The 23,260-nt window shown below is 71.3% G+C and carries 24 protein-coding genes; 8 read left to right on the top strand and 16 right to left on the bottom strand.

The window, feature by feature from the left end:
- Positions 1–74 precede the first annotated feature (74 nt).
- Entirely contained in the window at positions 75–1,901 is a 1,827-nt protein-coding gene (locus Sri02f_RS06340) for a DUF8508 domain-containing protein (RefSeq protein WP_109000072.1), read from the top strand.
- Between the two features lie 209 nt (positions 1,902–2,110).
- Here the strand turns inward: Sri02f_RS06340 and Sri02f_RS06335 are convergent, their stop codons facing one another.
- Both Sri02f_RS06335 and Sri02f_RS06330 read right to left on the bottom strand, forming a co-directional pair.
- Positions 2,111–2,620: a DUF3618 domain-containing protein gene (locus tag Sri02f_RS06335; protein WP_109000071.1), complete on the bottom strand. Its 510-nt coding sequence runs from the start codon at positions 2,618–2,620 to the stop codon at positions 2,111–2,113.
- Positions 2,617–3,036: a phage holin family protein gene (locus tag Sri02f_RS06330; RefSeq protein ID WP_167467498.1), complete on the bottom strand. Its 420-nt coding sequence runs from the start codon at positions 3,034–3,036 to the stop codon at positions 2,617–2,619. Before Sri02f_RS06330 ends, Sri02f_RS06335 begins: the two co-directional genes overlap by 4 nt.
- 240 nt (positions 3,037–3,276) lie before the next feature.
- Here Sri02f_RS06330 and dapA point away from each other — a divergent pair, with 240 nt between their 5' ends.
- Positions 3,277–4,209 carry a 4-hydroxy-tetrahydrodipicolinate synthase gene (gene dapA / locus Sri02f_RS06325; RefSeq protein ID WP_109000069.1) on the top strand — a complete coding sequence of 311 codons (933 nt, stop codon included), beginning with the start codon at positions 3,277–3,279 and terminating at the stop codon, positions 4,207–4,209.
- 284 nt (positions 4,210–4,493) lie between these two features.
- On the top strand, positions 4,494–6,659 hold the full coding sequence (helR, locus tag Sri02f_RS06320) for an RNA polymerase recycling motor ATPase HelR (RefSeq protein WP_109000068.1): 2,166 nt from the start codon (positions 4,494–4,496) through the stop codon (positions 6,657–6,659).
- Positions 6,660–6,680: 21 nt separating this feature from the next.
- Here the strand turns inward: helR and dapD are convergent, their stop codons facing one another.
- From dapD to Sri02f_RS06305, 3 genes are all read right to left on the bottom strand, one after another.
- Positions 6,681–7,670, bottom strand: a complete 990-nt coding sequence (gene dapD / locus Sri02f_RS06315; RefSeq protein WP_109000067.1) for a 2,3,4,5-tetrahydropyridine-2,6-dicarboxylate N-succinyltransferase — start codon at positions 7,668–7,670, stop codon at positions 6,681–6,683.
- Between the two features lie 228 nt (positions 7,671–7,898).
- Positions 7,899–8,498, bottom strand: coding sequence for a TetR/AcrR family transcriptional regulator (locus Sri02f_RS06310; RefSeq protein WP_109000066.1), 600 nt, complete (start codon positions 8,496–8,498; stop codon positions 7,899–7,901).
- Positions 8,498–8,818: a DMT family transporter gene (locus Sri02f_RS06305; RefSeq protein WP_109000065.1), complete on the bottom strand. Its 321-nt coding sequence runs from the start codon at positions 8,816–8,818 to the stop codon at positions 8,498–8,500. The genes Sri02f_RS06310 and Sri02f_RS06305 overlap by 1 nt, the downstream gene beginning before the upstream one ends.
- A 183-nt stretch (positions 8,819–9,001) precedes the next feature.
- Between Sri02f_RS06305 and Sri02f_RS06300 the strand changes: the two genes are divergently transcribed.
- Complete coding sequence (locus Sri02f_RS06300; protein WP_109000064.1) at positions 9,002–9,853, top strand: AbfB domain-containing protein; 852 nt, start codon at positions 9,002–9,004, stop codon at positions 9,851–9,853.
- 81 nt (positions 9,854–9,934) lie between these two features.
- Here the strand turns inward: Sri02f_RS06300 and Sri02f_RS06295 are convergent, their stop codons facing one another.
- Genes Sri02f_RS06295 through Sri02f_RS06260 form a run of 8 tightly spaced genes read right to left on the bottom strand, consistent with a single transcriptional unit; the run spans position 9,935 to position 16,532 of the window.
- Entirely contained in the window at positions 9,935–10,267 is a 333-nt protein-coding gene (locus Sri02f_RS06295) for a metal-sulfur cluster assembly factor (protein WP_020130530.1), read from the bottom strand.
- Positions 10,264–10,731, bottom strand: a complete 468-nt coding sequence (gene sufU / locus Sri02f_RS06290) for a Fe-S cluster assembly sulfur transfer protein SufU (protein WP_109000063.1) — start codon at positions 10,729–10,731, stop codon at positions 10,264–10,266. Before sufU ends, Sri02f_RS06295 begins: the two co-directional genes overlap by 4 nt.
- Positions 10,732–10,750: 19 nt before the next feature.
- Positions 10,751–12,007 (bottom strand): cysteine desulfurase, encoded by a 1,257-nt coding sequence (locus Sri02f_RS06285; protein WP_109000062.1) that lies wholly within the window; start codon positions 12,005–12,007, stop codon positions 10,751–10,753.
- On the bottom strand, positions 12,004–12,789 hold the full coding sequence (gene sufC / locus Sri02f_RS06280; RefSeq protein ID WP_109000061.1) for a Fe-S cluster assembly ATPase SufC: 786 nt from the start codon (positions 12,787–12,789) through the stop codon (positions 12,004–12,006). Before sufC ends, Sri02f_RS06285 begins: the two co-directional genes overlap by 4 nt.
- Before the next feature lie 7 nt (positions 12,790–12,796).
- On the bottom strand, positions 12,797–13,129 hold the full coding sequence (locus Sri02f_RS06275; protein ID WP_109000060.1) for a non-heme iron oxygenase ferredoxin subunit: 333 nt from the start codon (positions 13,127–13,129) through the stop codon (positions 12,797–12,799).
- A complete protein-coding gene (gene sufD, locus Sri02f_RS06270) occupies positions 13,129–14,310 on the bottom strand; it encodes a Fe-S cluster assembly protein SufD (RefSeq protein WP_109000059.1) in 1,182 nt (393 codons plus the stop codon). Before sufD ends, Sri02f_RS06275 begins: the two co-directional genes overlap by 1 nt.
- Positions 14,311–14,370: 60 nt before the next feature.
- Positions 14,371–15,792: a Fe-S cluster assembly protein SufB gene (sufB, locus tag Sri02f_RS06265; RefSeq protein ID WP_109000058.1), complete on the bottom strand. Its 1,422-nt coding sequence runs from the start codon at positions 15,790–15,792 to the stop codon at positions 14,371–14,373.
- Positions 15,789–16,532 carry a helix-turn-helix transcriptional regulator gene (locus Sri02f_RS06260; protein ID WP_109000057.1) on the bottom strand — a complete coding sequence of 248 codons (744 nt, stop codon included), beginning with the start codon at positions 16,530–16,532 and terminating at the stop codon, positions 15,789–15,791. Before Sri02f_RS06260 ends, sufB begins: the two co-directional genes overlap by 4 nt.
- A 183-nt stretch (positions 16,533–16,715) precedes the next feature.
- Between Sri02f_RS06260 and Sri02f_RS06255 the strand changes: the two genes are divergently transcribed.
- The 4 genes from Sri02f_RS06255 (at position 16,716) to Sri02f_RS06240 (ending at position 20,358) form a co-directional block, all read left to right on the top strand.
- On the top strand, positions 16,716–17,513 hold the full coding sequence (locus Sri02f_RS06255; protein ID WP_109000056.1) for an AAC(3) family N-acetyltransferase: 798 nt from the start codon (positions 16,716–16,718) through the stop codon (positions 17,511–17,513).
- 88 nt (positions 17,514–17,601) lie between these two features.
- On the top strand, positions 17,602–18,525 hold the full coding sequence (locus Sri02f_RS06250; RefSeq protein ID WP_109000055.1) for an ABC transporter ATP-binding protein: 924 nt from the start codon (positions 17,602–17,604) through the stop codon (positions 18,523–18,525).
- A 50-nt stretch (positions 18,526–18,575) separates the two neighbouring features.
- Positions 18,576–19,292, top strand: a complete 717-nt coding sequence (locus Sri02f_RS06245) for an ABC transporter permease (RefSeq protein WP_245970482.1) — start codon at positions 18,576–18,578, stop codon at positions 19,290–19,292.
- 55 nt (positions 19,293–19,347) lie between these two features.
- Positions 19,348–20,358, top strand: a complete 1,011-nt coding sequence (locus Sri02f_RS06240) for a COX15/CtaA family protein (protein WP_109000053.1) — start codon at positions 19,348–19,350, stop codon at positions 20,356–20,358.
- Between the two features lie 153 nt (positions 20,359–20,511).
- Here Sri02f_RS06240 and Sri02f_RS06235 read toward each other — a convergent pair whose 3' ends face one another.
- The 3 genes from Sri02f_RS06235 to Sri02f_RS06225 all read right to left on the bottom strand — a co-directional run bounded on the left by Sri02f_RS06235 (position 20,512) and on the right by Sri02f_RS06225 (position 23,105).
- Positions 20,512–21,618 carry an amidohydrolase family protein gene (locus Sri02f_RS06235; RefSeq protein WP_109000052.1) on the bottom strand — a complete coding sequence of 369 codons (1,107 nt, stop codon included), beginning with the start codon at positions 21,616–21,618 and terminating at the stop codon, positions 20,512–20,514.
- 83 nt (positions 21,619–21,701) lie between these two features.
- On the bottom strand, positions 21,702–22,058 hold the full coding sequence (locus Sri02f_RS06230; RefSeq protein WP_109000051.1) for a hypothetical protein: 357 nt from the start codon (positions 22,056–22,058) through the stop codon (positions 21,702–21,704).
- Positions 22,059–22,151: 93 nt separating this feature from the next.
- Positions 22,152–23,105 carry a heme o synthase gene (locus tag Sri02f_RS06225; protein ID WP_167467497.1) on the bottom strand — a complete coding sequence of 318 codons (954 nt, stop codon included), beginning with the start codon at positions 23,103–23,105 and terminating at the stop codon, positions 22,152–22,154.
- Positions 23,106–23,260 lie beyond the last annotated feature (155 nt).

The following is a 23,260-nucleotide window of genomic DNA, read 5'->3' as shown; positions in this document are numbered from 1 at the left end:
CTCGCCGGTCGCGGCCCCCCGTTCCGTGCTCCACCCTCGTCCCGGCGCTCACGTACGTCCCCGGAGGGATTCCGTTGCCGAGCAAGAAGTCCGCGCGTCTCGCCGCGCTCACCGTCGCCGCCGTCTGTTCCGCGGCCTCCACCGTCGCCCTCGGCGCACCCGCACAGGCGGACACGGTGGCCATTCACGACATCCAGGGCACGACCCGGATATCGCCCTACGCCGGCAAGGCGGTCACGGGTGTGGCCGGAATCGTCACCGGCGTGCGCACCTACGGCTCGTCCAAGGGGTTCTGGATCCAGGATCCGAACCCGGACGCCGACCCCGCCACCAGTGAGGGCGTCTTCGTCTTCACCAGCTCCGCCCCGAAGGTCGCCGTCGGCGACTCCGTCACGGTCACCGGCACCGTCTCGGAATACGTGCCCGGCGGCGCGTCGAGCGGCAACCAGTCGGTCACGGAGATCACCAAGCCCACGGTGACGGTCGTGTCCGGCGGCAACGCGGTCCCGGCCGCGACCGTCGTCGACGCGAGGTCGGTCCCGGCCGCGTACGCCCCGGCCGGGGACGCCGCCGCCGGCGGCTCCGTCAACGGTCTGCCGCTGCAGCCCGGCACGTACGCCCTGGACTACTACGAGTCCCTCGAGGGCATGAACGTGCAGGTCGCCGACGCTCGCGTGGTGACCGCCACCGACCCGTACAGCGAGCTGTGGGTCACGGTGAAGCCGCGCGAGAACGCCACCCGCCGCGGTGGCGCGCTCTACGGCTCCTACACGTCGCAGAACACCGGCCGGCTGCAGATCCAGTCGTTGGGCGCGACCGCCGACTTCCCCGTCGCGAACGTCGGCGACACCCTCGCCGGCGTCACCGAGGGCCCCCTGGACTACAACCAGTTCGGCGGCTACACGCTCGTCGCCGGCCGGCTCGGCACGCTGAAGAGCGGCGGCCTGCAGCGGGAGACGACGCACAAGCAGAAGCGGGGCGAGCTCGCGGTCGCGACGTACAACGTCGAGAACCTCGACCCCTCCGACACCACGTTCGAGGCGCACGCCGCCGCGATCGTGAACAACCTGCAGTCACCCGACATCGTGTCCCTGGAGGAGATCCAGGACGACAACGGCGCCAAGGACGACGGCACGGTCACCGCCGGCGCGACGGTGAACAAGCTGATCGACGCGATCGTCGCGGCCGGCGGCCCGACGTACGACTGGCGCTCCATCGACCCGGTCAACGACCAGGACGGCGGCGAGCCGGGCGGCAACATCCGCCAGGTGTTCCTCTTCAACCCGGAGCGGGTGTCCTTCACGGACCGCGCGGGCGGCGACTCCACCACCGCGGTGGGCGTGGCCAAGGTGCACGGCAAGGCGCAGCTGACGGCGTCCCCCGGTCGCGTCGCGCCGGGCGACACCGCCTGGAAGTCCAGCCGCAAGCCGCTCGCGGGCGAGTTCGTCTTCCGCGGCAGGACGGTCTTCGTGATCGCCAACCACCTCAACTCCAAGGGCGGCGACCAGGGTCTGACGTCGCAGTACCAGCCGGTGGTGCGCAGCTCGGAGATCCAGCGTCACGCCCAGGCCACGCTGGTCAACGCGTTCGTCAAGAGCATCCTGGACGTCCAGAAGAACGCGGACGTCGTCGCCCTCGGCGACATGAACGACTTCGAGTTCTCCGACACCGCGAAGATCCTCGAGGGCGGCGGCGAGCTGTGGTCGGCGATCAAGTCGCTGCCGAAGAGCGAGCGTTACACCTACGACTACCAGGGCAACCAGCAGGTCCTGGACCAGATCCTGGTGAGTCCGTCGATCCGCCGGAGCTGCGACTTCGCGTACGACAGCGTGCACATCAACTCGGAGTTCCACGACCAGGTCAGCGACCACGACCCGCAGGTGCTGCGCTTCGAGCCGTAACCCCCCACGTCCGGTCGGTCCAGACGATCCAAGTTTTCGGCGAGAGAGCGGAAAGGAGGCCCGGCGCCCGCTGGTCGCGGGCGCCGGGCCTCACTCCATGCGCCGGTACGCCTGCCGTGCGCGCCGGGCGTCGATGCCGGCGCGCGCCCCGCGGAGGGGCGCCTTACGACGCCCCGCGGGCCGACGGCGACGGCGGACGGCGGGCCGCGTCAGCGCTTCCAGCGCTTCGCGCTGCTCCTGCCCCTCGCCCCGGCCACCACGAGGGCCACCGCCGCGGCGCCCGCGATCACCACCGGCCACGGATGCCGCCGCGCGAACCCCACGGGCGCGCGCAGCGCGGCAGGGGCCGAGCCCTCGGCGGTGCGCCCCACGTCCGACGCCTTCCCCCGGAGGTCGTGGCGGGCCTGCACCGCCCGGTCCTGGGCGGTGTGCCCGGCCCGCACGGCCGTCTCCTGGACGGTGTGCCCGGCCCGGCTCGCCCGCCCCTGGACCGCGTGACCGGCGCGATTCGCGCGTTCCTGCACATGACGCCCGGCCTCGGCGGCCGAGCTGCGCAGCTGCACGGTCATCGCGCCCGCGCGGTCCCTGAGGTCGGCGGCACGGGCCCGAGCGCGTCCGCGCACATCGGCCTTGGCCGCCAACTCCTCTACCGTCTCACCCAGTTGATGCCGGGTCTGCTCGATCTGCCGACGCAGGTCGGCCGCCGTCCCGTCCGTCATCGGTGTGCCCTTTCCTTGATCTCCTCGACGTCGGCCCTGACGCTGCCGAGCGTCTGCTCGGGGGTCGGCGGAGCCGCCCGGCGCAGCTGGGCACGGCCGGCCGCGCCCAGCACGGCGGCGATCACGAACAGCACCGCCGTCACGACGAGCGCCGCCGCCCAGACGGGCAGCACCAGCGAAAGGGCGGCCACGGCCGTGCCGGCGAGGGCGAGGAGACCGGCGTAGCCGAACGCTCCCGCGGCGCCGAGGAGACCGCCGCCGCGGCCGGCGCGCCGCCCCTTCTCGGCGAACTCCTCCTTGGCCAGGGCCAGTTCCTGTCGTACGAGTTGGGAGAGCTGTTCGGTGGCCTGGCCGACGAGTTCGCCGACCGTGTGATGCCCGTCCTGGACGGGCCGGACGTCCGTGGTGCCGGTCACGGTGCTCCGCCTCCTCTCGGTTTCCGGAGACATTCGGGTACCCCGGCGGGTGCGCACTACCCATGCGGCGGACGGCCGCGCGGGGGCGGTCGGGAGCACGGGAGAAGCACCGGGGAGCGCCCGAGAGCACCGGAGAGCACCCGGCGGCGAGGGCTGACCGTCCACATCGCAGCAACCCTTACACATATCTCGTAGGAGAATTAAGTAGAGCTTCACTGTCGTGGGCCGGAGACTGCTGCCATGACGACAGCCTCAGCCTCCTCACCCGGCGCTCCGACGCCCCTCCCGTCCCGCGCGGCCGTCTTCGGCCGGGCCCTCTGCGCGATGGTCACGCCCTTCACCGGCTCCGGATCGCTCGATCGCGACGGCGCGCAGCGGCTGGCCGACCGGCTGGTGTCCGCGGGCTGCGACGGACTGGTCCTCTCGGGCACCACGGGCGAGTCGCCGACGACGTCGGACGCCGAGAAGGCGGAGCTGGTGGCGGCGGTACGGGAGGCGGTCGGCGACCGGGCGTCGATCGTGACGGGGGTGGGCACCTCCGACACCCGCCACACCGTCGAACTCGCGCGGGCCGCCGAGAAGGCGGGGGCGGACGGGGTCCTCGTGGTCACCCCCTACTACAGCAGGCCCCCGCAGGACGCCGTCGAAGCCCACTTCCGGGAGGTCGCGGACGCGTCCGCACTGCCGGTGATGCTGTACGACATCCCGGGGCGCACCGGCACCCGGATCGAGCCGGACACGATGCTCCGGCTCGCCGAGCACCCCCGGATCGTCGCGGTGAAGGACTGCTCCTACGATTTCCTCGGCGTCCAGAAGGTGCTCGCGCGCACCGGGCTGGCGTATTACGCGGGCTGCGACGAGCACAACCTCGCGCTGTACGCGGTCGGTGCGGCGGGCTATGTCAGCACGGTCGCGAACGTGGTCCCGGACCGGCTCCGGGCCGTCCTGGACGCCTTCGACGCCGGGGACACCGCCTCAGCCGCCCGGCGGCAGCGGGAGGCCACCGAGCTGGTGGAGGCCATGATGGCGTCGGGCCTGCCCGGGGCCGTCACCGCCAAGGCTCTCCTGGGCGACCTGGGTCTTCCGTCCGGCCCGGTCCGCGCGCCGTTGCGGCCGGCCGACCGGGAGACGGTCGACGGGCTGCGCGCGGTCCACGACCGCCTGGTGGCCTGACCGGACGGCGGCCGGACGCGGGGAGGGAAGGAAACGACAAAGGCAAGGAGGTCACGCACTCCTTGCCATGTTCAACATATAGCGCACCGGGGGGCTTGCGGCAAGGCCCCCGTCATGACGCAGAATCTCCGACCTGGGCCCGAGCCCGGACCCGCGCGCGGACGGGTGGCCGGCACCCGCGGGTGAAGACGAGAACACGAGACCTACGAGAAGCACGAGAATGGGCGTACCCCGGCGGCACGGACCACCGCGGTCGCAAGCGATCTCATATCGGAGCTGATGACGTGACCCCCCTGACCACCGGGGCCTTCGACCTTCCCGAGCGGCTGTCCCACAAGGCCGACCCGAAGCTGATCGCCGGCGACGAGCGGCACTTCGCGGCCGTCGCGGAGTGTCTGGAGCAGTCGATCGCCGACGTGTCCGACCGCCTCGACGCCGAGCGCAGGGCGCCCGGCGGACTCGGTCGGGGGGCGATGGACCGCGACACGGAGATCCACCGGCTGACCGCTCGGCTGCGCGCCCTGCGCCGCTTCGGGCTGGACCTGTGCCTCGGGCACATGGTCGGCGACGACGGCGAGCCCGTGTACGTCGGACGGCTCGGACTCACCGACAGCGCGGGGCGGCGGCTGCTGCTCGACTGGCGCTCCCCCGCGGCCGAGCCGTTCTTCGGAGCCACCCACGCCAACCCGATGGGCCTGGCCAGCCGCCGCCGGTACCGCTGGACCAACGGCCGGATCAGCGACTACTGGGACGAGGTGTTCACGGCGGACGGGTTCGCCGGGCATGCGGCGCTCGACGACCAGTCCGCGTTCATCGCCAGCCTGGGCGGCAACCGCTCGGCCCGGATGCGGGACGTGCTCGGCACCATCCAGGCCGACCAGGACGCCGTCATCCGGGCGAGCTCACGCGGCGCCCTGGTGGTCGACGGCGGCCCGGGAACGGGCAAGACCGTCGTCGCGCTGCACCGTTCCGCCTACCTCCTCTATTCCGACCCCCGCCTCGGCCACCGCCGGGGAGGCGTGCTGTTCGTCGGCCCGCACCGGCCCTACCTCGCCTACGTCGCCGACGTGCTGCCCAGTCTCGGCGAGGAGGGGGTGCAGACGTGCACCCTGCGGGACCTCGTCGCCGAGGGCGCCCAGGCGCAGCCCGAGGCCGACCCGGAGGCGGCCCGGCTGAAGTCGTCCGCGGATCTCGTGGAGGCGATCGAGAAGGCCGTCGCGTTCTACGAGGAACCGCCCTCCGAGGGGATGACGGTCACCACCCACTGGTCCGACGTCCGGCTGAGCGCCGACGACTGGGCCGTCGCGTTCGACGCGGCGGAACCGGGCACGCCGCACAACGAGGCGCGCGAACAGGTCTGGGAGGAACTGCTCACGATCCTGATGGACAAGCACGACGGCGACGCCCCGCCCGCGCTGCTGCGCAAGTCGCTGCTGCAGAACAGGGAGCTGGCGACGGCCTTCAACCGGGCGTGGCCGCTGCTCGAGGCGAGCGACCTCGTCGGGGACCTGTGGACGGTGCCCGCCTACCTGCGGATGTGCGCCCCGTGGCTGAAGCCGGACGAGGTGACGCGGCTGCAGCGCTCACAGGCCCAGGCCTGGACGGTGTCCGACCTGCCGCTCCTGGACGCGGCGCGGCAGCGCGTCGGCGATCCGGAGGCGGCCAGGCGCACCCGCCGGCACAAGGCCGTCCTCGCCGCCCAGCGCGAGCGCATGGACCACGTCGTGGACAACCTGATCCGGGCCGTGGCCGACTCCGGCGCCGACGGCGACGACGGCGAGGGCCTGGTGACGATGCTGCGCGGCGAGGACGCCAAGGTCAGCCTGGTCGACAACGCCGAGCTGCCGGTCGTCGACCCGGATCTGCTGGCCGGCCCGTTCGCGCACATCGTCGTCGACGAGGCGCAGGAACTGACCGACGCGGAGTGGCAGATGCTGCTGCTGCGCTGTCCCTCGCGCAGCTTCACCATCGTCGGCGACCGCGCCCAGGCCCGGCACGGCTTCACCGAGTCGTGGCGGGAACGGCTGGGCCGGGTCGGGTTCGACCGGATCGGCCTGGCCTCCCTGAGCATCAACTACCGCACGCCGCAGGAGATCATGACCGAGGCCGAGCCGGTCATCCGGGCGGTGCTCCCGGACGCCAACGTGCCCACCTCGATCCGCAGCGGCGGCGCCCCCGTCGTGCACGGGTCCGTCACGCAGCTGCAGCCGGTCCTGGACGCGTGGCTCGCCGACCACGCGGAAGGGACCGCCTGCGTGATCGGCGATCCCACGTTCCGCGCCACGTCCCGCGTCCGCTCACTGACCCCCGAACTGTCGAAGGGGCTCGAGTTCGACCTCGTCGTCCTCGTCGACCCGGACAGGTACGGCGAGGGCGTCCAGGGAGCGGTCGACCACTACGTCGCGATGACCCGAGCCACCCGGCAACTGGTCGTCCTGACGACCCCGTGACCCGGCGGCCGGCGGCTCACGTCAGTTGTGGCTGTGCAGGATCTCGTTCAGGCCGCCCCAGACCGCGTTGTTCGGGCGGGCCTCGACGGCGCCGGTGACCGAGTTGCGGCGGAAGAGGATGTTCGAGGCCCCGGAGAGTTCGCGGGCCTTGACGATCTGGCCGTCGGGCATGGTGATCCGGGTGCCCGCCGTGACGTACAGGCCGGCCTCGACGACGCACTCGTCGCCGAGGGCGATGCCGACGCCCGCCTCGGCGCCGACGAGGCAGCGCTCCCCGATGGAGATGATCACGCTGCCGCCGCCGGACAGCGTGCCCATCGTGGACGCGCCGCCGCCGATGTCCGAGCCGTCGCCGACGACGACGCCCGCGGAGATGCGGCCCTCGACCATCGAGGTGCCGAGCGTGCCGGCGTTGAAGTTGACGAAGCCCTCGTGCATGACCGTCGTGCCCTCGGCCAGGTGTGCGCCGAGGCGGACCCGGTCGGCGTCGGCGATGCGGACGCCCTTGGGGGCGACGTAGTCCGTCATGCGGGGGAACTTGTCGATGGAGGTCACCTGGAGGTGCAGGCCCTCGGCGCGGGCGTTCAGCCGGACCTTCTCGACGTCGTCGACGGCGACCGGGCCGAGCGAGGTCCAGGCGACGTTGGCGAGGTGGCCGAACATGCCGTCCAGGCTCTGCCCGTGCGGCTTGACCAGACGGTGGGAGAGAAGGTGGAGGCGCAGGTAGACGTCGTGCGCGTCGAGGGGCTTGTCGTCCAGGGAGGCGATGACCGTGCGGACCGCGACGACCTCGACGCCACGGCGGGCGTCCGGGCCGATCGCGCGGGCCGCGCCCGCGCCGAGCAGCTCGACGGCCCGCTCGGCGGACAGGCGCTCGGTGCCGGAGGGGCCGGACTCCGCGAGCAGCGCGGGCGCGGGGAACCAGGTGTCGAGAACGGTGCCGTCGGCGGCGATCGTGGCGAGGCCGCCGGCCACGGCGCCGGTGGTGCGAGGAGCAGTCGTGTCGGTCATGAGGGCAACCTAACCGGCGGGGGCCCGCGGAGGCCAACCCCGCACAGCGATGTCTCAGGTGGCGGTCCCGCAGGCCGGGAGGGCCCCGAGCGTCACGTCCCTGGACCGCTCCCCCGGGCCGGTCGGGGATCCGGTGCGCTGCGGGCCGCGGCCGTCCCCCCGACGCCCGGGTGAGCAGCGGGAGTTGAGGGACTCGGGAGGGGGTATCGGGAGGCCTGGGAAGGGCGCTCAGCGTCCCGCAGGGCCTCCGCTCGGCCGCGGGGCGGATGGGGCTTCGGTGTCCGGGCGGGGCCGGGGCATGAGCCGGGAGAGCGCGTCCCTGGCGTACTCCTCGTCGTAGGGAGCGCCCGTCAGCAGGACCTGGAGGCAGATGCCGTCCATCAGCGCCACCAGGGCGCGTGCGGTGAGCGGATCCGTGCGGCGGGCGAGCAGGGCGGCGACGTCCTCGGCCCATTCGGCGGCGACGGGACGCAGGGCCGGGCGGCGCAGAGCGGCGAGGTAGAGCTCGTACTCCAGCTCGACCCCGGTGCGGTCGCCGGCGAGCCACTCGCCGAGCAGTCCGGCCAGTTCGGCGGGCAGGTCGGCGCCCGCGTCGGTCAGTCCGCCGCGCGCGGCGATCACCTTGGCGAAGCCCTCGTTGGCCTGCCGCAGGGCGGCGGTCATCAGCTCGTCGAGTGTGGCGAAGTGGTACGTGGTCGAGCCGAGCGGCACGTCCGCCTCGGCGGCGACCGTGCGGTGACTCAGCCCGGCCAGGCCCTTGTTCCCGACGACGCGGATCGCCGCGTCGATGATCCGCTGGCGCCGTTCGGGGTCGTGGCGGCGGGGCATCAGTGCGCACCTCCCAGGTTCAGCACGACGACCCCCGCGACGATCAGCAGGATGCCGGCGACCTTGCCGAGGGTCAGGGACTCCTCGAACAGGGCCAGTCCTATGAGGGCGATGGCGGCGGTGCCGGTCCCGGCCCAGATGGCGTACGCCGTGCCGATGCCCACGGTCTTCAGGGTCCGGGCCAGGAGAAAGAAGGAGACGACATAGCCGGCGGCCGTCAACAGCGAGGGCCAGAGCCTGCTGAAGCCGTCGCTGTACTTCATGACCGTGGTCGCGGCCACCTCGGCGGCGATGGCGCCGGCGAGCGTCAGATATCCCATGCGGACAAGGGTACACAGCGATGCGTACGCCCGTACACAACGGGCGGGGATTCAAAAGCGTTATGGAAAGCGCTCGCTCAAACGGCTGAACGCGTGCCACCGGTTCCACTACTGTTTCACCGTTCACACACCGGGCCATCGCAGCCGCGGCCGCCGCCATGAGCGCCGCTGGAGGACCAGCGCATGCCAATAAACAAGTCCCGGCCGTCCCAGGAAGAACCCTGGGAGAACGGCTGGGCCCCGGACAGCTCCCGGGCCCCCGGAACACGACGCCTGTGGTTGGCCGGCGGACTCGCCGTGGCCACCATCGTGGCCTGCGTGACCACCATCGCCCTGAACGACAGGCCTGTCGAGGAGAAGTCGGACGCCCGTCAGGGCCGGACGCTGGCGGACGACGAGACCGAGGGCGGCGGGCTGATCTCCTTCGCCACGCCCTCCGCGAGCACGTCGTCGACGCCCACGGGCCACGGGAGCGGGTCCCCGTCCGCCTCGCCGTCCTCGTCGCCGTCGCCCTCGTCCTCGTCCTCACCCCGGCCGCAAGGCAGTTCGTCGCCGGGCGCGTCGACCGGCCCCGCCCCCGAGCCGACGAAGAAGCCGGCCGACCCGCAGCCCGGCGCCTACTGGCGGTCGGTCCAGGCGGTCAACTACCCCGACCGCTACTGGCATGTGAGCGGCGGTCTGGTGAAGCTCGACGCGCCGGGCGGCTCCGAGTCGCGCGCCGACTCCACCTTCGACGTGGTCAAGGGCCTGGCGAACGGCTCCTGTTACTCGTTCAGGACGGCCGACGGCGCCTACCTGCGCCACCGGGACTTCGTGCTGCACGCCGACCGCAACGACGGCTCCAGCCTGTTCCAGCAGGACGCCACCTTCTGCCCCGGATACTCGGGGTACCAGGGCGCGGTGGTGCTGCAGTCGCTGAACTACCCCAACTACGCGCTGCGGCACCGGAACTTCCAGGTGCGACTGGATCCTTACGGCTACAACACGACCAACCGGCAGGACTTCATGTTCCGCGTCGTCGACGGCCTCGGCTGAGACTGCCCCGCGCGCAGACTGCCCCGCACACAGGTGTGGCCCCCCGGCAGAGTTTGCCGGGGGGCCACACCTGTCAGGCCGTCAGACGTTGAAGCCGAGCGCGCGCAGCTGCTCGCGGCCGTCGTCCGTGATCTTGTCCGGCCCCCACGGGGGCATCCAGACCCAGTTGATGCGCAGCTCGTTGACCAGACCGTCCGTGGCGGACTTCGCCTGGTCCTCGATGACGTCCGTCAGCGGACACGCCGCCGACGTCAGGGTCATGTCGATCGTCGCGATGTTCGCGTCGTCGATGTGAATGCCGTAGATCAGGCCGAGGTTGACCACGTCGATGCCCAGCTCGGGGTCGACGACGTCGTACAACGCCTCGCGGACTTCCTCCTCCGAGGCGGGCTTCATCTCAAGGGTCTCGCTCATGCCGTGTTCCTTTCGGCGTCGGCTCCGCCCAGGGCCTGGGCCGTCGCGTCCTTCCACGCCATCCAGCTGAGGAGGGCGCACTTGACCCGGGCCGGGTACTTGGAGACGCCGGCGAACGCGACCGCGTCCTCCAGCACCTCCTCCATCGCGTCGTCGGGCTCGATCTTCCCCTTGGACTGCATCAGCTCCAGGAAGGTCTCCTGGATCTTCTGCGCGTCCGCCAGGTCCTTGCCGACCAGCAGGTCGTTCAGGACGGAGGCGCTGGCCTGGCTGATGGAACAGCCCTGGCCCTCGTAACTGACGTCCTCGATCTTCGTGCCGTCGTACCTCACCCGCAGGGTGATCTCGTCGCCGCACGTCGGATTGACGTGGTGCACCTCGGCGTCGCCATCGCGCAGACCACGCCCGTGCGGGTGCTTGTAGTGGTCCAGGATGACTTCCTGGTACATCGAGTCCAGCTTCATCCGCTCGCTCGCCAACCCCTCAGCCGAAGAAGTTCCGTACGTGCTCCAGACCGTCGACCAGAGCGTCGATCTCGGCCGGCGTGGAGTACAGGTAGAACGACGCTCGTGTGGTCGCGGGAATTCCGTAGCGCAGGCAGACGGGGCGGGCGCAGTGGTGGCCCACCCGGACCGCGATGCCCTCCTCGTCCAGCACCTGGCCCACGTCGTGCGGGTGGATGTCGCCGAGCGTGAAGGAGATCGCCGCGCCCCGGTCCTCGGCCGTGGCCGGGCCGATGATGCGCAGGTCGGGGACCTCGCCGAGCTTCTTCACCGCGTACTCGGTGAGCGCGTGCTCGTGGGCGAGGATCTTGTCCATGCCGATCGAGTTCAGGTAGTCGATCGCCGCGCCGAGGCCCACGGCCTGGGCGATCGGCGGGGTGCCCGCCTCGAACTTGTGCGGGGCCGGAGCGTAGGTCGAGGAGTGCATCGACACGGTCTCGATCATCTCCCCGCCGCCGAGGAACGGCGGCAGGTCCTCGAGCAGCTCCTGGCGCCCCCACAGGACGCCGATGCCGGTCGGGCCGCACATCTTGTGGCCGGTGAAGGCCACGAAGTCGGCCTGCAGGGCCTGCACGTCCAGCGGCATGTGCGGCGCGGCCTGCGAGGCGTCGATGCACACGAGCGCCCCGACCTCCTGCGCGCGGCGCACTATCGCCTCGACCGGGTTCAGGGTGCCGAGGATGTTCGACACCAGCACGAAGGAGACGATCTTCGTCTTCTCCGTGATGATCTCGTCGATGTTCGACAGGTCCAGCCGTCCGTCGTCGGTGAGGCCGAACCACTTCAGCTTCGCGCCCGTGCGCTGCGCCAGCAGCTGCCACGGCACGATGTTGGAGTGGTGCTCCATCTCCGTGATGACGATCTCGGTCTCGGAGTCCACGCGGTAGGGCTCGTCGGCCCAGCCCAGCATGTTCGCCACGAGGTTGAGCGACTCCGAGGCGTTCTTGGTGAAGATCACCTCGTCGCGGCTGGGCGCGTTGACGAACGCGGCGACCTTGTCGCGCGCGCCCTCGTACAGCGCCGTGGCCTCCTCGGCGAGCACATGCACACCGCGGTGGACGTTGGCGTTGTAGCGCTCGTAGTACTCGTTGAGGGCGTCCAGCACCTGGCGCGGCTTCTGCGACGTCGCCGCGTTGTCCAGGTACACGAGCTTCTTACCGTCGTGGACCTGACGGTCCAGGATGGGGAAGTCCTTGCGGATCGCCTCGACGTCGAGGAGGCCCGGCAGCTGTGTCACGCGGATACGCCACCCTTCGTGTCGGCTCCGTCGAGCTTCGCATAGACCTCGTAGCCCTCGTTCTCCAGCTTGTCGGCGAGCTCGGCGCCGCCGGACTCGACGATGCGGCCGCCCGAGAAGACGTGGACGAAGTCGGGCTTGATGTAGCGCAGGATGCGCGTGTAGTGCGTGATCAGCAGGGTGCCGACCTCGCCGGTCTCGCGGACGCGGTTGACGCCCTCGGAGACGATGCGCAGGGCGTCGACGTCGAGGCCGGAGTCGGTCTCGTCGAGGATCGCGACCTTCGGCCGCAGCAGCTCCAGCTGGAGGATCTCGTGGCGCTTCTTCTCACCGCCGGAGAAGCCCTCGTTGACGTTGCGCTCGGCGAAGGAGGTGTCCATGTTGAGGCGCTGCATGGCCTCCTTGACCTCCTTCACCCAGGTGCGCAGCTTGGGGGCCTCGCCGCGGACGGCGGTGGCGGAGGTGCGCAGGAAGTTCGACACGGAGACGCCGGGGACCTCGACCGGGTACTGCATGGCGAGGAACAGGCCGGCGCGGGCGCGCTCGTCGACGGACATCTCCAGGACGTCCTCGCCGTCGAGGGTGACGGTGCCGCCGGTGACCGTGTACTTCGGGTGACCCGCGAGCGAGTAGGCGAGCGTCGACTTGCCGGAGCCGTTGGGGCCCATGATGGCGTGCGTCTCGCCCTGCTTCACGGTGAGGTCGACGCCCTTGAGGATCTCCTTCGTGGCGTTGTCGGCCTCGACGGTGACGTGCAGGTCTCGGATTTCAAGCGTTGCCATGGGTGCCTCAGGACTCCTGGGAAAGGGAGACGAGCACGTCGTCCCCTTCGATCTTTACGGGGTATACGGGGACGGGGCGCGTCGCGGGAAGGCCGGACGGCTTGCCGGTGCGCAGGTCGAACGAGGAGCCGTGCAGCCAGCACTCGATCTGGCAGTCCTCCACCTCGCCCTCCGAGAGCGAGACGTTCGCGTGCGAGCAGATGTCGTGGATGGCGAACACCTCGCCCACCGTCCGGACGAGCGAGACCGGCGTGCCGTCGAGCTCCACCCGCTTGGGGGTGTCCTCGTCCAGCTCGCTCAGCGCGCAGACGCGGACGAAGGGAGCACGGTCGTCGGCCATCAGACGGTGGCCTTCAGCTCGGTCTCGATCCTGGCGAGGAGGCGCTCCTCGATGTCGTCGACGCCGATCTGCTGGACCAGCTCGGCGAAGAAGCCGCGGACCACCAGGCGACGGGCCTCGTCGGCCGGGATGCCGCGGGCCATCAGGTAGAAGAGCTGCTCGTCGTCGAAGCGGCCGGTCGCCGAGGCGTGGCCGGCGCCGACGATCTCGCCGGTCTCGATCTCCAGGTTCGGCACCGAGTCGACCCGCGCGCCGTCGGTGAGGACGAGGTTGCGGTTCATCTCGTAGGTGTCGGTGCCCTCGGCCTGGGCCTCGATGAGCACGTCGCCGATCCAGACGGCGTGGGCGGCCTCGCCCTGCAGGGCGCCCTTGTAGACGACGTTGGACTTGCAGTGCGGGACGTTGTGGTCGACCAGCAGACGGTGCTCCTGGTGCTGACCGGCGTCCGTGAAGTACAGACCGAACAGCTCGGCCTCGGCGCCGGGGCCGGCGTACGCCACGCGCGGGTTCAGGCGGACGAGGTCGCCGCCGAAGGTGACCACGACCGACTTGAAGCTCGCGTCCCGGCCGACGAGGGCGTTGTGCTGGGCCACGTGCACGGCCTTGTCGTCCCAGTCCTGGACGGAGACGACGGTGAGCTTCGCGCCGTCCCCGAGGACGTAGTCGACGTTGGCGGCGAGCACGGCGTCACCGGTGTGGTCGATGACGACGACGGCCTCGGCGAAGGCGCCCAGCTCGATGACCTGGTGGCCGTAGGAGACCCCGCCCTCGCCGTGCACCGTGATGCGGATCGGCTCGGTGAGCACCGTCTCCTTGGGGACGGTGATCACACCGGCCTTCTCGAACGCGGAGTACGCCTGGGCGGCGACCCGGTCCACCGGGGTGCCCGCCCGGCCGAGGCGCGCGTCGTCGCGGCCGACGAGTTCGACGACGACGCCCTCGGGGGCCTCGACGGCGACCTTGACGCCCTCGCCGGTGGCGACGGCGGTGCCGTCGTGCAGGCCGCGCAGCCGCTCCAGCGGCGTGAACCGCCACTCCTCCTCGCGGCCGTGCGGGACCGGGAAGTCCGCGACGTCGAAGGACGGGGGCGCGCTCATGCGCGTGGCGACGGTCGACTCGGCGGCCACCGCGATCTGTCCGGCGGTGGTGGACCCCACCGGGATGTTCTGAGCCTCAGCCATGGCTGTCGGTCTGCTCTCTTCCTTCGTCAAGAAATCTGGCGACTGCTTCGGGGGCGGGTCCTAGCCGACCGCGCCTTCCATCTGCAGCTCGATCAGCCGGTTGAGCTCGAGGGCGTACTCCATGGGCAGCTCCTTCGCGATGGGCTCGACGAAGCCGCGCACGATCATCGCCATCGCCTCGAACTCGGTCATGCCACGGCTCATCAGGTAGAAGAGCTGATCGTCGCTGACCTTGGAGACGGTGGCCTCGTGGCCCATGGACACGTCGTCCTCGCGGACGTCCACGTAGGGGTACGTGTCGGAGCGGGAGATGGTGTCGACGAGCAGCGCGTCGCACAGCACGTTGGACTTCGAACCGTGCGCGCCCTCGCCGATCTCGACCAGACCGCGGTAGGACGTACGGCCGCCTCCGCGCGCCACCGACTTGGAGACGATGTTGGAGGAGGTGTTCGGCGCCATGTGGACCATCTTGGAGCCGGCGTCCTGGTGCTGGCCCTCGCCCGCGAAGGCGATGGACAGGGTCTCGCCCTTGGCGTGCTCGCCCATCAGGTAGACGGCCGGGTACTTCATCGTCACCTTGGAGCCGATGTTGCCGTCGATCCACTCCATGGTCGCGCCCTCGTACGCCACGGCGCGCTTGGTGACCAGGTTGTAGACGTTGTTCGACCAGTTCTGGATGGTCGTGTAGCGGCAGCGGGCGTTCTTCTTGACGATGATCTCGACCACGGCGCTGTGCAGCGAGTCCGACTTGTAGATCGGCGCCGTGCAGCCCTCGACGTAGTGCACGTAGGCGCCCTCGTCGACGATGATCAGGGTCCGCTCGAACTGGCCCATGTTCTCCGTGTTGATGCGGAAGTAGGCCTGGAGCGGGATCTCGACGTGCACGCCCTTCGGCACGTAGATGAAGGAGCCGCCGGACCACACCGCGGTGTTCAGCGACGCGAACTTGTTGTCGCCGACCGGGATGACCGTGCCGAAGTACTCCTTGAAGAGCTCCGGGTGCTGCTTCAGCGCGGTGTCGGTGTCGAGGAAGATGACGCCCTGCTCCTCCAGGTCCTCACGGATCTGGTGGTAGACGACCTCGGACTCGTACTGGGCCGCGACACCGGCCACGAGGCGCTGCTTCTCCGCCTCGGGGATGCCGAGCCTGTCGTACGTGTTCTTGATGTCCTCGGGGAGGTCCTCCCAGGACTCCGCCTGCTTCTCGGTGGAGCGCACGAAGTACTTGATGTTGTCGAAGTCGATCCCCGACAGGTCCGAGCCCCAGTTCGGCATCGGCTTCTTCTCGAAGAGCCTGAGGCCCTTGAGGCGGAGCTTCGTCATCCACTCCGGCTCGGACTTCTTCTCGGAGATGTCCCGGACGACGTCCTCGTTGATGCCGCGCTTCGCAGAGGCGCCGGCAGTGTCGGAGTCGGCCCAGCCGTATTCGTACTTACCCAGACCCTCGAGTTCGGGGTGGGCAGTCTCCGTGGGGAGAGTCATGCGGGGTTCCTCCCGGCCGTGCTTGTGGATGCGTGATGGGTGGCTGTGGAAACTCTGGGGATGAACGTCGTGCAGACGCCGTCGCCGTGCGCGATGGTCGCCAGCCGCTGGACGTGCGTGCCGAGCAGCTGGGAGAAGAACTCGGTCTCCGCCTCGCAGAGCTGCGGGAACTTCTCCGCGACATGGGCGACGGGGCAGTGGTGCTGGCACAGCTGCTCGCCGACCGGTGCGCTGCGCGCCGTAGCAGCGTACCCGTCCGCGCTCAGGGCCCTGGCCAGGGCTTCGGTGCGCTCCTCGGGGGCGGCGGACTCGACGGCCTCGCGGTACGCGGCCGCCTGCTCGGCGATCCTGGCGCGCGCGAAGGCGACGACGGCCTCGTCCCCGCCGAACCGCTCCTGGATGAAGCGCAGGGCGTCCGCGGCGAGCTTGTCGTAGGACTGGTCGAAGGCGTCGCGGCCGCAGTCGGTGAGCGCGAAGACCTTGGCGGGGCGCCCGCGCGTGCGCGCGCCGTACACGCGCTGCTCGCGGGCCTGCACGACGTCGTCGGCGACCAGGGCGTCGAGGTGGCGGCGCACGGCGGCGGGGGTCAGCCCCAGCCGCCCGGCCAGCTCGGTGACGGTCGACGGCCCGTGGTCCAGGATGGATCGCGCGACCCGGTTGCGGGTGGACCGCTCACCGGTCGCGAGTTCCTCCTGGGGGGTCCCCGTGGGGGTCTCCCGAACCTCGCCGACGTTTTTCACAACGCCATTGTTGCGTAATTCCTCAGAAGCAGGCAAGCGGCGGCCCGGCCACTCGGCGGTGCCCTGCGTCACTTAGGCAAACCTAATCTGACCTGGGGAAACGGCCTCCGGCCGATCGGAGCGAGCAGGGGCGGCGCGTAAAGCACTGGCTCGCGCGCCCCCGTTCGGGGAGACTGCCGGACCATGCCCACACCCCCTCCCACCGGCCCACTTGTCACCCGTGACACCCTCGCGGCGGAGCTCGGCGTGCTCGGCGTCGAATCCGGAGAGATCCTTCTCGTGCACTCCTCCCTCAGCTCGCTCGGCTGGGTGTGCGGGGGCGCCGTCGCGGTCGTGCGGGGACTGCTGGACGCGCTCGGCCCGGACGGCACCCTCGTGGTCCCCACCCAGACCGGAGACCTGTCCGACCCGGCGGTGTGGCGCAGTCCGCCGGTGCCCGCACAGTGGTGGGACACGATCCGGGCGACCATGCCCGCCTACGACCCGCTCCTCACTCCCGCCCGGGGCGTCGGCGTGATCCCGGAGACGGTCCGCACCTGGCCCGGCGCCCGGCGCAGCGCCCACCCGCAGACCTCGTTCGCGGCGCTCGGGGCGCGGGCGGCCGAGGTCGTGGACGGGCACGCGCCGAACTGCCGGCTCGGCGAGGACAGCCCGCTGGCACGCCTGGAGAAACGGGGCGCGCGCGTACTGCTGCTCGGCGCGGGATACGACGCCTGCACCAGCTTCCACCTGGCCGAATACCGGATCCCCGCTCCCCTGGTGAGAGTGGGGCGGCCCGGCCCGGACGGCTGGGAGGAGGTGACCGAGGTGTCCATCGACTCCTACCGCTTCGACGAGCTCGGCCACGACTTCGAGCGCGACCGCGACGTCGTACGCGGCAGGGTCGGCGCGGCCGACGCCCGGCTGTTCCCGGTCGCGGACGCGGTGGCCTACGCACAGCGGTGGCTGCCGCTGCACCGGCCGCGCGAGGACGGGTGCTGAGCGCGCCGCCCGGGCCTCCCCCTCGTGAGCGGCCGGTTTCCGTACCCCCCGGTCCGGGCCCCGGTCCGCGAACCTAGACTCTGGAGTCATGCGAAGCGAGCCTGTCGTCCGGGTCCAGGCCCTGGTGAAGCGGTACGGGGCGAAGACCGCGGTGAACGGCCTCGACCTCACGGCCGGGGCGGGCGTCACCGCCGTCCTCGGACCCAACGGCGCCGGCAAGACGACCACGATCGAGATCTGCGAGGGATACCGCAGGCCGGACTCCGGCACGGTCCGCGTCCTCGGCCTCGACCCGGTCGGACAGGCCGCCGACCTGCGCCCACGGATCGGCGTGATGCTGCAGTCGGGCGGTGTGTACTCCGGGGCGCGGGCCGACGAGATGCTCCGGCACGTGGCCGGACTGCACGCGCATCCGCTGGACGTCGACGCCCTCGTCGAGCGCCTCGGGCTCGGCTCCTGCGGCCGCACGGCCTACCGTCGGCTCTCCGGCGGCCAGCAGCAGCGCCTCGCGCTCGCGATGGCCGTCGTGGGCCGTCCCGAGCTGGTGTTCCTGGACGAGCCGACGGCCGGCCTCGACCCGCAGGCCCGCCGTGCCGCCTGGGACCTCGTGCGCGACCTGCGCGCGGACGGTGTGTCGGTCATCCTCACCACGCACTACATGGACGAGGCCGAGCAGCTCGCCGACGACGTCGCGATCATCGACGCGGGCGGGGTCATCGCCCAGGGCTCCCCCGAGGAGCTGTGCCGGGGCGGCGCCGAGAACACCCTGCGCTTCACCGGCCGTCCCGGCCTCGACGTCGGCTCCCTGCTCAAGGCCCTGCCCGCCGACAGCTCCGCCGCCGAGCTGACCCCGGGCTCCTACCGGGTCATGGGCAAGGTCGATCCGCAGCTGCTCGCCACGGTCACCTCGTGGTGCGCACAGCACGGGGTGATGCCGGAGCGGATCTCGGTGGAACGGCACACCCTGGAGGACGTCTTTCTTGAGCTGACCGGCAAGGAGCTGCGCTCGTGACCGCCACCGGCACCTACACGCCGAACCCCGGGGCCGCACCCCTCCCCCGCATGATCGGGTCCCAGGCTGCGCTGGAGACCAGGATGCTGCTGCGCAACGGTGAGCAGCTGCTGCTCACCGTCGTGATCCCGACCCTCCTGCTGGTCCTGTTCAGCGGTGTGGACATCGTCGACACCGGCGCGGGCAAGGCGGTGGACTTCCTCACCCCCGGCATCCTCGCGCTCGCCGTGATGTCGACGGCCTTCACCGGACAGGCCATCGCGACCGGCTTCGAACGGCGGTACGGCGTGCTGAAGCGCCTGGCCTCCTCGCCGCTGCCGCGCTGGGGCCTGATGACGGCGAAGACGCTGTCGGTCCTGGTCACGGAGATCCTCCAGGTGATCCTGCTGACGGCCATCGCCTTCGCCCTGGGCTGGAACCCGCACGGCAACCCCGCGGCCGTCCTGCTGCTGCTGGTCCTCGGCACGGCGGCCTTCTCCGGCCCCGGTCTGCTGATGGCGGGCACCCTGAAGGCGGAGGCCACGCTGGCCGCGGCCAACCTGGTCTTCCTGCTGCTGCTCGTGGGCGGCGGGGTGATCGTGCCGCTCGACAAGTTCCCGCCCGCCGCGCAGGACGCCCTCGGCCTGCTGCCCATCACGGCGCTCTCCGACGGTCTGCGCGACGTGCTCCAGCACGGCGCCGGCATGCCCTGGGGCGACCTGGGGATCCTCGCGGTCTGGGCGGTCGTCGGGCTCGCCGCGGCCGGCCGGTTCTTCCGCTGGGAGTAGCGGACACCCGGCTCGGGGGACCCTCGTGAAAGCGTGCACAAGCGGCCCGCTTACGATGGGAGGCGTGCTGAACGTGACCCGTGCCGACGCCGTAGCCGCCGTGCGCAACCCTCTCGCCTTCATCGCCGCACGCTGGACCCCGGCCCCTCGGACGGTCCGGCGAGCGGCTCTCTTCGCGCTCGTGATGTCCGTGGTCATCGTGGTCACCGGTGGCGCGGTCCGCCTCACGGGCTCCGGCCTGGGCTGCCCGACCTGGCCCAAGTGCACCGACGACTCGCTCACCACGACCAGCGCGATGGGCTTCCACGGCGCCATCGAGTTCGGCAACCGCATGCTGACCTACGTGCTCTGCGCGGCCGTCGGCTGGGCGATCATCGCCGCCCGCTCCGAGAAGCCCCGCCGGCGGAGCCTGACCCGGCTGGGCTGGGCGCAGTTCTGGCTGGTGATGAGCAACGCCGTGCTCGGCGGGATCGTCGTGCTCGTGGGCCTGAACCCCTACAGTGTCGCGGCGCACTTCCTGGCCGCCTCGGCGTTGATCGCCGTCGCCGCGGTGATGTGGCAGCGCTCCCTGGAGGGCGACGGGGAGCCCCGTGCGCTGGTCGGCAGGCCCGTGCGGCAGCTGGTGTGGTTCCTGGTCCTCGCCTCGGGGCTGCTGATCGCCGTCGGCACGGTCGTCACCGGTGCGGGTCCGCACGCCGGCGACTCCAGCGAGGTCGCCCGCATGCCGCTGGACTGGGAGACGGTGGCCAAGCTGCACGCCGTCCTCGCCTGGATCGTCGTGACGCTGACGTTCGCCCTGTGGTTCATCCTCAAGGCGGTGGACGCCCCGAAGAGCCCGCTGGACCGCACCCGGGACCTGTTCCTGGTGCTGCTCGCCCAGGGCGTCATCGGCTACGTCCAGTACTTCACCGACCTCCCCGAGATCCTCGTCGGTCTGCACATGCTCGGCTCGGCCCTGGTGTGGATCGCGGTCCTGCGCGTGCCGCTCGCGCTGCGCGAACGGTCCGCCACGACGGTCGACCTGCCGGGCCCCCCGGCGGAGGCCGCGGTCGGCACGCCCGCGTGAGTCACCGCGCGCGAGTCACGCGCGCGGGCGAGTCGTCCAGGGGGAGGCACGTGGTGCACAGGGCGTGACGTCCTGGCGCTTGGTGATCAGCCGGCCGTCCCCTGCCGTCACCGTCGCCCGGGCGACGGTCAGGCATCCGCTGGTCTTCCCGCCTCAGCCCAGCCGGTACACCCGGTGCGCGTTGCCCGCCGCGATCAGGCCCGCGACCCGTTGCGCGTCCCCCGGCGACCACGCGCCCTCCGCGACCCAGGCTCCCAGCACCCGGGCCAGGGCCTCGCGGAACAGCATCGCCCCGACCACGTGCAGCTCGGGCAGGCCCTGGGCTCCGCTGGAGAAGAGGATCTTGCCGAACGGGGCCAGTTCCAGGATCTCCGCGAGGACCGCCGCCGCGCGGGCGCCGGTCCGCACGAGCGCGGCGCCGGAGTCGGCGTACACGTGCGGGAAGACCCCGGCGAGGTGGGCGGCCTGGCGGTGGTAGGGGTAGCCGTGCAGCAGGACGAGGTCCGCGCCCAGGCCCGCGGTCGCCCGGACGAAGTCGGTGAGCAGGGCGGGGTCGGTGCGGTCGATGCGCGCTCCGGGCGCCCCGAGTCCGGCGTGCAGCTGCAGGGGCAGCTCCGAGGCGACGGCGATCCACAGCAGGTGCCGCAGCAGCACCGGATCGCTGAGTTCACCGCCGACCGCGCGGGAGGCCAGCCAGCGGCCGGCGGCGCCCCGCACCTCTCCCGGGCCGGGCGGCTCGGGCGCGAGGGCCAGTCCGTGCCGGACCCCCGCGACGGAGGTGAAGGCCACCGCGGTCGCGGCCGCCGCGTGAACCGCCTCAGCGAGGTTGGAGAGAAAGGACTCGACGGTGCCGGAGGTGTCGGCGACCTGCTCGGCGAGGAGTTCCAGGCGCACGATCTCGCGGGCCTCGGCCGCTCCCGCGCCGGCCAGCTCGCCCGGTCCGGTGAGGTCCCCGGGCAGACCCGTGTCGACCAGGTAGGTGGTGATGCCGCTGCCCCGCAGCAGCCGGCGGCCCGATTCCAGTACGCCGAGTTCACGACGCCGGGCGAGATAGCGGGCGGGCGGGGCGTGCGGTTCCAGGCCGAGGAGCGGGGGGCACCAGCGGCGTACCGCGAACCCGGTCTGCGTGTCGAAGAGCGTCGTGCCCGGCGCGGGCGGGCCCTCGGTGCGGGCCAGCTGGGCCTCGAAGGTGCCGAGGCCCAGCTCCGTTCTCAGGACGCCGTGGCAGTACTGGTCCACCAAGGACGGCGTTTCGAGCATCCGGACTCCCCGCGAGATGGACCACGTCGCTTCCACGGGGCCTAACGGGTGAACCGGGTGTCAGGTGTTGCGTGAGAGGGGGATCATCCGTTCTTCGGTCCGCCGACCTGGATGCCCGCCATCCGCGACCACTCGTACGGCCCTGTGCGCACCTTCGCCGCGAACTCGCCGTCGAAGGACTCGTGGGCGGTGACCCCGGCCTTCTGCACGGCCTGCTCGGCCACGGCGACCGAGGGGGCCACCAGGTCGCCCCAGCCGCCGTCCTCGCCGACGAGCACGATGCGGGCGCCGCGCTCACCGATGTACGCGATCTGGCTCTCGGCCCCGCCGTGCGCCTTGGAGAACGCGCTGATCCGCTTGGCGAGCCGCGCCGCCGCGCGCTCGGCCTTGGCGGCCCGCTTGGCGTCGGCCGCCTCGTCAACCTGCTTGGTGTCTGCCATGGCCAGGATGCTACCGACGGGTATCCGGAACGGCGACGGCCGGGGTGCGTGGCCTTGACCACGCGCCCCGGCCGTCGGGCCGTACGCAGGGCGTCACCGCAGGAAGGGGTCCACCGCCACGGCCACGAACAGCAGCGACACATAGGTGATGGACCAGTGGAACAGCCGCATCTCCTTCAGCTTCCCGCCGGTGACCTCGGCCTTCGCCCGGTTCTGCAGCCCGTGCGCCTCCCACAGCCACCAGCCGCCCGCCGCCAGTGCGACCGCCGTGTAGAACCAGCCGGTGTAGCCCAGCGGCTGCAGGAGCAGCGAGACGGCGACCATCACCCAGCTGTAGAGGACGATCTGCCGGGCGACGACCTTGTTGGAGGCGACCACCGGCAGCATCGGCACGCCCACGCGCGCGTAGTCGTCCTTGACCTTCATCGACAGCGGCCAGTAGTGCGGCGGCGTCCAGAAGAACATCACCAGGAAGAGGACGACGGGGGCCCAGGAGAGGGAGTCGGTGACCGAGGACCAGCCGATCAGCACCGGCATGCAGCCGGCGATGCCGCCCCACACGATGTTCTGCGAGGTGCGGCGCTTGAGGATCATCGTGTAGACGACGACGTAGAAGAGGAGCGCGCCGAGCGCGAGCCACGCCGACAGCCAGTTCACGGTCAGCCCGAACAGCAGGGTCGAGCCCACCGCGAGGGTGATGCCGAAGGCGAGGCATTCACGCGGGCTGACCATCCCGGTGACCAGCGGCCGCTGCGAGGTGCGGTCCATCAGCGCGTCGATGTCGCGGTCGATGTACATGTTCAGGGCGTTCGCGCCGCCCGCGGACAGATAGCCGCCGAGGCAGGTCAGGAGCACGAGCCCGAGGTCCGGAACGCCCTGCTGCGCCAAGAACATCACCGGGACGGTGGTGATCAGCAGCAGTTCGATGATCCGCGGCTTGGTCAGCGCCACGAACGCCTTGACCCGGGCCCCGACCGGCCGCCGGCTCGGGCTCTGGCTCGCCCCGACGATCCCTACTGGACGGGATTCAACGGCCGTCACGCACACCCCTGACAGAGACTCCCAGCAAGCCCGCGGGTGTGAACTCCCCGTAAAGGCTCGCGCGTACCACGCCACTCTAGACGTTGCCCATACCCCGACATTCGCGGGGGTGGGGTCGTGTTGGCGGACGCCCGCGGAAGAGCCGGGAGGCACTCTGTTGA

The sequence above is a fragment of the Streptomyces rishiriensis genome (assembly GCF_003112535.1).
Taxonomy (GTDB): Bacteria; Actinomycetota; Actinomycetes; order Streptomycetales; family Streptomycetaceae; genus Streptomyces; species Streptomyces rishiriensis.
This window is presented reverse-complemented; position numbering and strand designations above follow the sequence as displayed.